Source organism: Serratia sp. (in: enterobacteria) (assembly GCF_051654945.1).
In the GTDB taxonomy this organism is placed as follows: Bacteria; Pseudomonadota; Gammaproteobacteria; order Enterobacterales; family Enterobacteriaceae; genus Chania.
On sequence record NZ_JBOFZA010000081.1, the window covers coordinates 513816 to 525419 of the forward strand.

The window sequence follows — 11604 nt, forward strand, 5'->3', positions numbered from 1 at the left end:
TCTTTTAGCGGGTGGCTTTCCTGATTTTTCCGGTCGGGATACTATGAGCCATGACTGAACCCGATCTCAATTTACTTATCGCTCTCGATGCACTGCTCGCCGAAGTCAGCGTTGCAGGAGCCGCACGCCGTCTGGGCCTAAGCGCATCGGCCATGAGCCGCACGCTTACCCGGCTACGCGCCGTTACCGAAGATCCTTTGCTAGTGAGAGCCGGGCGGCAGATGGTGTTGACACCTTATGCGGAACAGCTGCGGGAACGTACGCAAAATGCGGTCTTTGCGGCGCGCTCGGTGCTGCGGCCTTCGGTTTCAGAATTGAGCCTTGTCACGCTGGAGCGGACCTTTATCATTCGTGCCAATGAGGGATTCGTTGAGGCATTTGGTGCATCACTGATTGCGGCGGCGGCGAAGGCTGCGCCGTTGGTGCGCCTGCGTTTTTCGCCCAAGCCAGAGAAAACTTCAAGGCATTTACGTGAAGGATTGGTTGATCTGGAGATTGGCGTGTTGGGGACAATGGGGCCGGAAATACGCCTGCAGACGCTGTTCAGGGATCGGTTTGTTGGCGTGGTAAGAGCGGGGCACCCGCTGAGGTTGGAGCCACAGATGACGGCCAGCCAGTATGCGGCTTTGGGCCACGTTGTCGCTTCCCGGCGTGAACGTACCAGCGGGCCGGTAGACGAGGCATTGGCTGAACTGGGTTTACAGCGCAATATTGCCGCCGTAGTGCCGAGCTTCCCGGCTGCCTTGGCGGTGGCTCAGGCGTCCGATTTGGTGGCGCTGGTGCCTGCCACATTCCTTATCAACCAACCGATGACAGATAACGTGGGGGCTGCTGCTACTCTCTGGGCTTTTGAACTGCCGGTAACCACCATGCCTATTACGATATCCCAACTGTGGCATCCACGCTCCGAGGCAGATCCGGCACATCGTTGGTTACGGCAATTGGTGCTGAGCGTTTGTCGCCAGATGGTGCCTGACAAACCCTCCGGTCTCAAAACGTAGGGGCGCTATATGATGCGCCCGCTCATAAATCGATGCTTATTTATAGATAACCGCGTCGCCGTGCAGCATGTTGTTACCACCGGCAGCGACGATGCGGTAGCTGCTGGCACCCTGGGCTGCGGCCTTGGCCGCCAGTTTGGCTTCCAGGCTGCTCAACGTGGTGACACCACCGGCAGAAACGACACCCACTTCAGTCAGGCTTTGTGCCTGCTGCTGGCTGACTGGCTCAGCGGCCAGGCTGGCAAATGAGGTCAGGGTCAGAACGGTAGCTGCTGCAAAATATTTGATGCCTTTCATAACTATCTCCAATTTCGTTTTAATGATGAAAGTGTTTCCGCTTTCGATGGATTGAATAATAAAGCATTTTTAATTGAATGAAATTGGATAGGCTTGAGTATATTAATCAAAATATTTGATTAACAATTTACGCTTCTTTACTGCGCTTTACTTACCCTTGGTTAAGGGCGCGGAGCGTTATTGACAGTCGATGACGAACGCTGCATTAACATTACGTAACGCTAACGGGCTGCGTGACTGGGATTTCCGCTGCTCGGCATGTAGAATGCGGCGGTCAGTTTTGCTGGCGGCTCACAAATGTCTGTCCATTTCACACAAGGTAGAAGCAATGACGTCTGAAAATAATTCAAATAACAATGACTTAAAATCATCGCCCATCATCGTGGCATTGGATTACGCCGACCGTTCTGCCGCATTGGCCTTTGCCGATCGTATCGATCCACAAGATTGTCGGCTAAAAGTGGGCAAAGAGATGTTTACCCTGTTCGGGCCTGAGATTGTGCGCGACCTGCATCAGCGCGGATTTGACGTTTTCCTCGATTTGAAATTCCATGATATTCCGAACACCACGGCACATGCCGTAGCCGCTGCGGCAGAGTTAGGGGTGTGGATGGTCAACGTTCATGCCAGCGGGGGGGCTCGCATGATGACCGCCGCCAAAGAGGCGTTGCAGCCTTATGGCGCGGATGCGCCGTTATTGATCGCGGTAACCGTTCTCACCAGTATGGAGGCAGAAGATCTGCGTGCCATCGGTATCGATCTCAGCCCGGCAGAACAGGCAGAAAGATTGGCTCGCCTGACGCGCGACTGTGGCCTGGATGGCGTGGTCTGTTCTGCACAGGAAGCTTCACGTCTGAAAGCCGCCTGTGGCAGCCAGTTCCAACTGGTTACCCCTGGTATTCGTCCTGAAGGCAGTGCCGCAGGCGATCAGCGCCGCGTAATGACGCCAGTGCAGGCTCTGGCCGCCGGGGTAGATTATATGGTGATCGGCCGCCCAATTACCCAATCCGCCGACCCAGCGGCAGCGCTTGGCGCCATCCGAGCCTCACTGGTTTAAGGAGTCCAGTATGAATGACGATAACAGCCGCCTGGTGTATTCCACCGACAGCGGGCGTATCAAGCAGGAAGAAGCCAAGCCAGAGCGCGCCAAAGGCGATGGCATCGTGCGTATTCAGCGTCAGACCAGCGGTAGAAAGGGCAAGGGTGTTTGTCTGATCACTGGAGTCGATCTGGATGATGCGGCATTAGACAAGCTGGCTGCTGAACTGAAAAAGAAGTGCGGTTGTGGCGGCTCGGTAAAAGACGGTGTGATCGAAATTCAGGGCGATAAACGCGACCTGCTAAAGCAATTACTGGAAGCCAAGGGCATGAAGGTCAAGCTGGCAGGCGGTTGAGACGCGAAATGAAATATGCCGCAGTAGGTCACTGCGGCAGCATTCATCGAAAGTGACAAATGGTTAAATAGACCTGAAAGTTTTTTTCAATTAGACGTCAAAGCGCGAACGCTTTTGTCAGCCTATCGGCAGAGGTATCAGCAAGCCGTGGCTTATTTGCCCACCTGGTGGCCAATGATGCCACCAACAGCAGCCCCACCCAGGGTTCCCAGGGCGCTACCGTCGGTCAGTACTGCACCGCCTACCGCACCTGCACCCGCACCAATCGCCGTGTTACGATCGCGTTTAGACATATTCGAGCAGGCACTCAGTGACAGAGCCAGAGTGATCACCACGGCGGCGGTGGCAAAACGTTTGTTAATGATCATAATCAATTCTCCTCAGCATCGGCTGTATGGAACTACTTTGCTGGCATAGCACAGCGTAAGTATAGGCAGTAATCGCCAATCCGGCTTATCACTACCCACCCAACGGCCTTGAAATAAAAAATGGCATTTATTGCACCAAATGGGGCAATCAAAAAAGATAGGGCGGTTTTAGCGCCTTAATTCAGTATAAATCTCTGGTGGCGAATAAATAGGGAAATAGTCTTAATTAGCGGCGGGCCGGCAGGCGATTATTCCGAATTCGCCGTCGCACATCTTTTAGTATCCAGCAGAATTCTACGTGGTCTTTAGCGATCTATCCCATACCGGCTGGTTGCTTACCTACTGACAATATACCCGTCGTCTTTCAAGCTGCAGCGTTGTTACCTGCGCTATTTCACCCCAGTCACTTACGAAAAGTAAGCTCCTGAGGATGAGATAGCTTGTCGCCTAGCTGCAACTTGAAATCCATAGGGTATAGCAGTAGTGCCGCAACAAGGACAAGACCATGCTAAACGAACTCAAACAACAGGTGCTGGAAGCCAACCTGGCGCTGCCGCGCCATCATCTGGTCACTTTTACCTGGGGCAACGTCAGTGCCGTAGATCGTCAACAAGGGCTGATGGTGATCAAACCCTCCGGCGTAGAGTATGACGGCATGACCCGCGACGACATGGTGGTGGTCGAGCTGGAAAGCGGCAAAGTGGTGGAGGGGAATAAAAAACCGTCTTCCGATACGGATACCCACCGGGTGCTGTACCTGAACTTTGCTGCCGCTGGCGGGATTGTTCACACCCACTCGCGCCACGCGACCATCTGGGCCCAGGCCGGATTGGCTATCCCAGCGTGGGGGACGACACATGCCGACTATTTCTATGGGGATATTCCCTGCACCCGGCTCATGCGTGACGAAGAGATCAACGGGCGTTATGAGTGGGAAACCGGACAGGTGATCGTTGAAACCTTCAAACAGCGTGGCCTGGATGCCGCTCAGATACCGGCGGTGCTGGTCAACTCCCACGGTCCTTTTGCCTGGGGCAAAGACGCAGATAGCGCGGTGCATAACGCCGTCGTACTGGAAGAGTTGGCCTATATGGGGATTTTCTCGCGTCAGTTAGCGCCAGGGCTGGCCAATATGCAACAGACGCTGTTGGACAAACACTATCTGCGCAAACATGGCGCGCATGCTTACTACGGGCAATAATCTCATCACGGGGCCGCATGGCCCCGTAGTCATTATTCGTTCACCAGATCCAATTTGATGCCTTGACGTTTGAGCAACTGCTGGTAGTCGTTGGCGATGCGTGAATCGGTGATCACGCGCCCGATCTGATTCATTGGCTCCAGCGGGTTAGGTTGGATTTGGCCGAATTTTGACGAATCGGTCAGCACAATGTTCTCCACGCCTTTGGCTAAAACCGCATTGACCACGTCGGCACGCATCATATCGCGGCCGGTGAAGCCGGTCTCTGCCTGATAGCCATCCACCCCGATAAAAGCCTTGCTGAAATGCACCTGTTGGATACACAGGCGGGTCAGCGGGCCAACCACGGTTTCACTCTTTTTCTGGTACATGCCACCGAGCACAATCACATCGCACGAGGTTTCTTTCAGCAGATGGGCGATGTAATGGCTGACGGTGATGATGGTGATCTGCTTACGTTCGGCCAGATAGCGGGCCAGCAGGGCGTTGGCACTGCCGCTCTCGATAAAGATGGTTTCGCCATCGTTGACCAATGATGCAGCATATTGCGCCAGCTTCTGCTTGAGCGTGAAGTTGGACATCATGCGGGCATCGACGTCGTCGCTTTCCAGCGCCACGGCAGAGCCGTGTACGCGTTTGAGATAGCTGCGCTTTTCTAACAGATTGAGATCCTGGCGGATCGTCACCTCGGAAACGCCAGAGGCGCGCGCCAGCTCGCCGACGCTGATGCGCCGACGATCATTCACCAACTGCAAAATGGTCTGTTGTCTTGAATTCATAGCGGCCTGATAGGCGGCCACCAGAAGGTGACCGCAACTATTCACTGTTTAAAGAGTATGTTCGGTTCGCGCGATAATGTCGTCCTGCGCATCTGGGGATAATGCGGTAAAGAAGGCAGAATATCCAGCCACGCGTACCACTAAATCACGATATTGGTCAGGATGTTGCTTGGCAGCCAACAGCGTTTCCCGCGACACGATATTATATTGCACGTGCCAACCGTGGTAGGCTTCGAAGAACGTACGCAGCATCAGCATCAGTTTTTCGCGGTCACGTGGGTTCTCCAACGTTGACGGGTTCAGCTTCTGGTTGAGCAACACCCCGCCCAGAATCGACTCGGTGGGCAGTTTGCTCAGCGAGTTGAATACCGCCGTTGGGCCAAGATGGTCGGTACCGGAGGCCGGGCTGGCGCCTTCTGCCAATGGCGTATGCGCTTTACGGCCATCTGGCGTGGCCATGGTAGCCGCCCCAAACGGCACGTTGGCCGAAATGGAGGAGGTCCCCGCATAATAGGTGCCGCCGATCGGGCCACGGCCAAAACGGGTGTTGTGATACTGTTTCAGTTCGTCGATATAGGTCTGGTAGGCACGTACCAGCAACTGATCGACATCATCCACGTCGTTGCCGTATTTTGGCGCGGCGTTGATCAGGCGCTGGCGCAGCTGTTCGCCGTCTAGGCCCGCAAAGTCGTTGGCCAGGGCTTGTGCCAACTGTTGCTGACCAATGATCCCCTGCTCGAACACCAGCTTGCGTACCGCTTCCAGGCTGTTACCCAGGTTGGCGATCCCGACCTGAAGGCCGGATACCCAGTCATATTTCGCGCCGCCTTGTTTGACACTCTTACCACGCTCGATGCAATCATCCACCAGGGCTGAGCAGACGATGTCGTGGGCATTTTCTTCCAGCACGGTATCGACAACGCACTCAATCTCAATCGATTTGCGGGTGTAATAGCGGATCTGCGTATCCCAGGCATCCAGCACCTGATCGAACCGGCTAAAGTTGTCTTGAGACAGCGCCTGCTCCTGCGGCAGGAAAACCTTGCCGGAGGTGGCATCGCGCCCTTGCTCCAGTGCGGCCAACATCACGCGGGCGAAGTTGATAAAGCTCATGCCGGTACAGCGGTAGCCCCATTTGCCACCAACGGCGGTTTCGATACAACCGATGGCGGCGTAATCGTAAGCGTCCTGAGGTTCGACACCCAGTTTGATAAATTCGGGAATAACGATTTCATCGTTGTTAAACGCCGGCATGCCGAAGCCGCAGCGGATCACCTGTACACAGGCGTCGAGGAAATCATTACTGATCCCGGCATGATAGCGCACGCTGAGGTTGGGCTGCGTTGAACGCAGACGGCCACAGGACTCCAGAATGGTGTAAGAGAGCGGGTTGACCGCGTCACAAGGCTGGCCATTAACCAGCTTCTGACCGCCGATGGTCACGTTCTGATACAGCGGGCTACCGGCCGAGGCTTTGGAGTGCGAGCCGGAGCGGATCTTGTTCACTTCCAGCAGTTTCAACCAGCAGCTGTGCAGCATTTCGATGGCTTTTTCACGCGGCAGGCTCTGTTCCAGCTCCACGTCACGGCGATACCACGGATACAGATATTGGTCGAGGCGGCCAAAGGAGACCGAGTGACCGTTGGATTCGATCTGCAGGAACAGTTGGATGAAGTAACACAGTTGCAGCGCCTGCCAGAAGGTCTGTGGCGGTTGATGCGCGATCAACTCGCAGTTGGCCGCCATTGTCAGCAGCTCTTCACGCCGCCAGATGCGTTGTTCACTCTGAGCCATTTCACGGGCCAACTGGGCAAAGCGCAGGATATGCAGGCTCAGGGCGTCCAGCGAGATGTCGACGGCCTTCAGGAACTGTTCCTTGTGCAAATCGTCCCAGTCGGTCAGGTGCAGACGTTCGCGGCGCTCTGACACCTTCCCGCGCAGGCCATCCAGGCCTTTTTCCAGCAACAGCGGGAAGTTGACCGCCAGGTGCGCATCACCAGAGGTCATGTTGCCTTCGGCTTTGATGATACCGGTAGCCAGCAGAGCTTTCTGTTCATCGGTGAACATGCCGTAGCAGCGATCCTGCACGGTTTGGCCACGCCACCATGGGCACAGGGTGTGTAACACCGCTTTATCCTGCTCGCTGACGGAGAAGCCGGCACCGGGGCGATCGGCCAACTCGTCAATTTCGCTCTCGATCCAACTGACGGTGTATTCCGGGAAGATAGGTGCGGCACGTAACTGACTGGCCTGGTTACCGATGATCAACTCATCATTCTTGATCCAGATGGTTCGCTTGGCCAGATGATTGGCTAACGCCATGGCACGCCTTACCGGCAGCGGTTTATCCTGCTGCTGTTGGTAGGTTTCGGTGTAGTGCTGTGCGCGTTCGGTACAAACCGGTGGCTTGACGATATGGATCAGCGCGTTCTTGTGCGCCAGCGTGCGTTCGGTCAGGGTTGTCAGATCCAGCGTTGTCATGGTGTTATCCTCGCAAAATGGCGGTCAGACCTTTGGCGCTGGCGTAATCTTCGGCATAGGCCAGCAGTTCGGGGTCGTCCAGGGGAGTACGGGAAGCGTAATAAGGCGCGCCGAGCAGATGGTATTTATTCATCCCCAGCGTGTGATACGGCAAAAAATGGATCTCTTTGACGCCGATTTCATCGGCAGCAAAGTCGGTAATGGCGCGGATCGAGTCGCGATCGGCGTTGAATTCGGGGATCAGCGGCACTCGCACGGTGATCTGGGTACCCGCAGCAGCCAAACGCCGGAAGTTATCCATCACCCGCTTGGCGGAACCCTCGGTCCACTGTTTGAAGCGCACTTCGTCGACGTGTTTCAGATCGGCCAGCATCAGGTCGAGCCAGGGCAGAGAAGGTTCAATATAGGACCAGGGCGTGTGCAGGCAAGATTCCACTGCGGTATGGATACCGGCTTCGCGCCCGCGTTTGAGCAACTCTGCGGCGGCTTCCGGCTGCATAAATGGCTCACCGCCGGACAGCGTCAGGCCACCGCCGGTACGCAGGTAGAAAGGCTTATCGCGCATCACCTCGGCCATTACCGCATCAATGTCGAGAGCTTTGCCACAGACGCTCAGCGCTCCGGTTGGGCAACAGCCGTTTAATGCGTCATAATCGGCGGCAGTCAGTAACGCGCGTTCCAGGCTCAGGGTGTTATCATCGATGCGGGTGATGGCGTGCGGACAACTCTCGCTGCACAGGGTACAGGCCGCCAGGCACAGACGCTCATCAAACAGCAACTCCTGCTGGCGCGAACGGCTTTCCGGGTTCTGGCACCAGCGGCAGCCAAGTGAGCAGCCCTTAAGGAACACCACGCTGCGGATGCCCGGGCCGTCATGCGTTGAGTAGCGCTGTAGATTGAAAAGCATTCGTCACCTGTGAAGTCTAAAATCTTCTTACGTAAATTAAATAGGTTTCGAATGAAAGTTGATTTGATTTTAATCAAATGATGAGGGCTTTATTCGCTTATTATGTTCAGAGTTTGAATCTGCCCACAAAAGAATCAGGAGAAGGTTATGGAACTGTATCTCGATACTGCCGACGTCAGCGCAGTGAAACGTCTGGCGCGCGTTTTGCCGCTGCATGGTGTGACCACCAACCCAAGCATTGTCGCCAAAGAAGGCAAACCGATCTGGGAAGTGCTCCCGGCCTTGCGTGATGCGCTGGGCGGAACCGGCAAGCTGTTTGCCCAGGTGATGGCTAACGACGCGGAACGTATGGTTGCCGAAGCTGTCCTGCTGAGCCAACGTGTGCCTGGCCTGGTGGTGAAAATCCCTACGACCGCAGAAGGGCTGGCAGCGATCAAGAAACTGAAATCCATGTCGATCCCGACCTTGGGTACCGCCGTTTATGGCGCAGGCCAGGGGCTGTTGGCGGCGTTGGCCGGGGCAGAGTATGTGGCACCTTATGTAAACCGTCTGGACGCGCAGGGTGGCGATGGGGTTGAAATGGTGCACGAGTTGCAACAGCTGTTGTCACTGCATGCTCCTCACGCCAAGGTGCTGGCGGCCAGCTTCAAAACGCCACGTCAGGCGCTGGAGTGTTTGTTGGCAGGGTGTCAGTCGATCACTTTACCGGTCGATGTGGCGGAGCAGTTTATTACCACCCCGGCGGTACAGGCGGCGGTAGAGAAGTTTGAACAGGATTGGCAAGGGGCTTTCGGCACGACGCTAATGAGCTAAGCCCCTCACCCTAACCCTCTCCAAAGGGAGAGGGGACTGTACGTGCTACAACTTTATTTCTACGTTCTACCTATACCTCACCATGTCACAAATTGACTCCTGCACCTGACAGCTACGCAGGGTCAGCTCCCTCTCCCTGTGGGAGGATTGGGGGGGATATCAGACCCGACCGGTTTCCTCACGTAGCACGATCGTGCTTTCACGTACCGTTGGCGTTTTGGAACCCAACGCACGGCGTATCACCAGGAAGGCTGAAACCAGCATCGTCACCGCCACCAGCATAAAGAAGGCGCACAACGCGGCGTTAATCTGATTGGCGAACACTATGGTCTGCATATCCGCAATGGATTTAGCTGGTGCGATAACCGTGCCTGACTCAATCCCGGCAGAGAATTTCTTCGCCTGCGCCAGGAAGCCGATGCTCGGTTTCTCATGGAAAATCTTCTGCCAGCCCGCCGTCATCGAGGTGATAAACAGCCAGATGGTCGGCAGAATGGTCACCCAGGCGTAACGCTGCTTCTTCATCTTGAACAGCACCACGGTGCCCAGGATCAGCGCCATTGAGGCCAGCATCTGGTTACCGATACCGAACAGCGGCCACAGCGTATTAATTCCGCCTAACGGATCCACGACGCCCTGATAGACGAAGAAACCCCAACCGGCTACGGCCACGGTGGTGCCCGCCAGGTTGCCAAACCAGGAACGGTTGTTCGCCAGCCTTGGAATGGCCACGCCAACCAGATCCTGCACCATAAAGCGACAGGCGCGGGTACCCGCATCTACTGCGGTGAGGATAAACAGGGCTTCAAACAGGATGGCAAAGTGATACCAGAAAGCCATCATCGCCCGGCTGTTAAACACCTCGCTGATAATATGGGCCATGCCAACGGCGAAGGTCGGCGCACCACCGGCTCTGGACAGTACCGACTTCTCACCCACATCGTGGGCAATCTGCGTCAGCATTTCTGGGGTGACCATAAAGCCCCAGCTGTTGATCGCCTGTGAAGCACTCTCCACCGTGGTGCCGATCAGCGCCGCCGGTGAGTTCATGGCAAAGTAGACGCCTGGGTCGATCACCGAAGCGCAAATCAGCGCCATGATGGCCACGAAGGATTCCATCAACATGCCGCCGTAGCCAATAAAGCGAATGTGGCTCTCACGCTCAACCAGCTTCGGCGTGGTGCCGCTGGAAACCAGGGCGTGGAAACCGGAGATCGCGCCGCAGGCGATGGTGATAAACAGGAACGGGAACAGTGAACCGGCAAACACCGGGCCGCTGCCATCGATAAAGCGAGAGACCGCTGGCATTTTCATTTCCGGCATGGCGAACACAATGCCCACCGCCAGCCCAACGATCACGCCGATTTTCAAGAAGGTAGAGAGATAGTCGCGTGGGGCCAGCAACAGCCACACTGGCAGCACCGAGGCGACAAAACCATAAATCACCAACACCCAGGTCAGGGTGGTGCCGTGCAGGGTAAAGAACGGTCCCCAGTAAGGATGCAGAGCGATGTTACCGCCATAGATAATCGCCATCATCATCAGCACAAAGCCGATCAGCGAAACCTCGGCAATCTTGCCTGGGCGGATAAAGCGCATGTAAACGCCCATAAACAGCGCAATTGGAATGGTGGCGGCGATGGTGAACAGACCCCATGGGCTGTCGGCCAGGGCTTTGACCACGACCAGAGCCAGTGCAGAAAGGATAATGATCATCACCCCAAGCGCACCCAACATGGTCACGACGCCAGCAAAGGCACCTAGCTCCTGTTTGGCCATTTCCCCTAAAGAGCGTCCGTCGCGGCGGGTGGAGATAAACAGGATCAGGAAATCCTGCACCGCACCGGCCAGCATGACCCCGACCAGGATCCAGATGGTGCCAGGCAGGAAGCCCATCTGCGCCGCCAGGATCGGCCCTACCAGTGGACCAGCGCCGGCAATCGCGGCGAAGTGGTGGCCAAACAGCACCCATTTATTGGTCGGCACATAGTCCAGACCGTCGTTATGACGTTCCGCAGGCGTTAACCGGCGGTCATCGAGTTCAAACACGTTCTTGGCAATAAACCGGCTATAGAAGCGGTAGGCAATGCTGTAGCAGGCGACGGAAGCCACCACCAGCCAGACAGCGTTGACGTGCTCCCCGCGGCTCAAAGCCAACATGCCGAAAGCGAAGGCACCAACCAGCGCCACCGCGAGCCAGATTATGGCGGACTTGACGTTTTTCATGTTCCGCAACTCCTTGTTGTGCAGAGGTAGAAAGGCGATTTTTTTAGTTTGTGAGTACGTCAAAAAGTTAACGACCCATTAAACGTAGGAGGTTTAACCGCGGACGGCGGCTGGTCGGATCAGAAATGTGAACTCAG

The 11604-nt window shown here is 55.7% G+C and carries 11 protein-coding genes; 5 read left to right on the plus strand and 6 right to left on the minus strand.

Annotated features, from left to right (window positions below; all coding sequences use genetic code 11):
* Positions 1 to 50 precede the first annotated feature (50 nt).
* Positions 51 to 1001, plus strand: a complete 951-nt coding sequence (locus tag ACRDCA_RS18845) for a LysR family transcriptional regulator (protein WP_438690890.1) — start codon at positions 51 to 53, stop codon at positions 999 to 1001.
* A gap of 36 nt (positions 1002 to 1037) precedes the next feature.
* Here ACRDCA_RS18845 and bhsA read toward each other — a convergent pair whose 3' ends face one another.
* The gene (gene bhsA, locus ACRDCA_RS18850) at positions 1038 to 1298 is read right to left on the minus strand and encodes a multiple stress resistance protein BhsA (RefSeq protein WP_438690891.1); all 261 of its coding nucleotides are present in this window, start codon (positions 1296 to 1298) and stop codon (positions 1038 to 1040) included.
* 328 nt (positions 1299 to 1626) lie between these two features.
* Between bhsA and pyrF the strand changes: the two genes are divergently transcribed.
* Both pyrF and yciH read left to right on the plus strand, forming a co-directional pair.
* Positions 1627 to 2355, plus strand: a complete 729-nt coding sequence (pyrF, locus tag ACRDCA_RS18855) for an orotidine-5'-phosphate decarboxylase (RefSeq protein WP_438690892.1) — start codon at positions 1627 to 1629, stop codon at positions 2353 to 2355.
* Positions 2356 to 2365: 10 nt separating this feature from the next.
* Positions 2366 to 2692 (plus strand): stress response translation initiation inhibitor YciH, encoded by a 327-nt coding sequence (gene yciH / locus ACRDCA_RS18860; protein WP_024529279.1) that lies wholly within the window; start codon positions 2366 to 2368, stop codon positions 2690 to 2692.
* A 152-nt stretch (positions 2693 to 2844) separates the two neighbouring features.
* Here the strand turns inward: yciH and osmB are convergent, their stop codons facing one another.
* Positions 2845 to 3063 (minus strand): osmotically-inducible lipoprotein OsmB, encoded by a 219-nt coding sequence (osmB, locus tag ACRDCA_RS18865; protein ID WP_025119192.1) that lies wholly within the window; start codon positions 3061 to 3063, stop codon positions 2845 to 2847.
* A gap of 502 nt (positions 3064 to 3565) precedes the next feature.
* On the opposite strand from osmB, the gene araD reads away from it, so the two are divergent.
* Positions 3566 to 4261, plus strand: coding sequence for an L-ribulose-5-phosphate 4-epimerase (gene araD, locus ACRDCA_RS18870; protein ID WP_438690893.1), 696 nt, complete (start codon positions 3566 to 3568; stop codon positions 4259 to 4261).
* A 32-nt stretch (positions 4262 to 4293) separates the two neighbouring features.
* On the opposite strand, the gene ACRDCA_RS18875 is transcribed toward araD, so the two are convergent.
* The 3 genes from ACRDCA_RS18875 to ACRDCA_RS18885 are packed head-to-tail and all read right to left on the minus strand — an operon-like array spanning position 4294 to position 8428.
* Positions 4294 to 5040, minus strand: coding sequence for a DeoR family transcriptional regulator (locus tag ACRDCA_RS18875; protein WP_438690894.1), 747 nt, complete (start codon positions 5038 to 5040; stop codon positions 4294 to 4296).
* Positions 5041 to 5088: 48 nt separating this feature from the next.
* Positions 5089 to 7521 carry a formate C-acetyltransferase/glycerol dehydratase family glycyl radical enzyme gene (locus ACRDCA_RS18880; RefSeq protein WP_438690895.1) on the minus strand — a complete coding sequence of 811 codons (2433 nt, stop codon included), beginning with the start codon at positions 7519 to 7521 and terminating at the stop codon, positions 5089 to 5091.
* Positions 7522 to 7525: 4 nt separating this feature from the next.
* Entirely contained in the window at positions 7526 to 8428 is a 903-nt protein-coding gene (locus ACRDCA_RS18885; RefSeq protein ID WP_438690896.1) for a glycyl-radical enzyme activating protein, read from the minus strand.
* Between the two features lie 147 nt (positions 8429 to 8575).
* On the opposite strand from ACRDCA_RS18885, the gene fsa reads away from it, so the two are divergent.
* Positions 8576 to 9241, plus strand: coding sequence for a fructose-6-phosphate aldolase (fsa, locus tag ACRDCA_RS18890; protein ID WP_438690897.1), 666 nt, complete (start codon positions 8576 to 8578; stop codon positions 9239 to 9241).
* A gap of 159 nt (positions 9242 to 9400) precedes the next feature.
* Here fsa and ACRDCA_RS18895 read toward each other — a convergent pair whose 3' ends face one another.
* Entirely contained in the window at positions 9401 to 11467 is a 2067-nt protein-coding gene (locus tag ACRDCA_RS18895; protein ID WP_438690898.1) for a carbon starvation CstA family protein, read from the minus strand.
* Positions 11468 to 11604: the final 137 nt, after the last annotated feature.

Bases quoted from the DNA above. Each gene is read 5' to 3' on its own strand.
- ACRDCA_RS18845 (WP_438690890.1), top strand. From the start codon at position 51: ATGACTGAACCCGATCTCAATTTACTTATCGCTCTCGATGCACTGCTC.
- bhsA (WP_438690891.1), bottom strand. From the start codon at position 1,298: ATGAAAGGCATCAAATATTTTGCAGCAGCTACCGTTCTGACCCTGACC.
- pyrF (WP_438690892.1), top strand. From the start codon at position 1,627: ATGACGTCTGAAAATAATTCAAATAACAATGACTTAAAATCATCGCCC.
- yciH (WP_024529279.1), top strand. From the start codon at position 2,366: ATGAATGACGATAACAGCCGCCTGGTGTATTCCACCGACAGCGGGCGT.
- araD (WP_438690893.1), top strand. From the start codon at position 3,566: ATGCTAAACGAACTCAAACAACAGGTGCTGGAAGCCAACCTGGCGCTG.
- ACRDCA_RS18875 (WP_438690894.1), bottom strand. From the start codon at position 5,040: ATGAATTCAAGACAACAGACCATTTTGCAGTTGGTGAATGATCGTCGG.
- ACRDCA_RS18880 (WP_438690895.1), bottom strand. From the start codon at position 7,521: ATGACAACGCTGGATCTGACAACCCTGACCGAACGCACGCTGGCGCAC.
- ACRDCA_RS18885 (WP_438690896.1), bottom strand. From the start codon at position 8,428: ATGCTTTTCAATCTACAGCGCTACTCAACGCATGACGGCCCGGGCATC.
- fsa (WP_438690897.1), top strand. From the start codon at position 8,576: ATGGAACTGTATCTCGATACTGCCGACGTCAGCGCAGTGAAACGTCTG.
- ACRDCA_RS18895 (WP_438690898.1), bottom strand. From the start codon at position 11,467: ATGAAAAACGTCAAGTCCGCCATAATCTGGCTCGCGGTGGCGCTGGTT.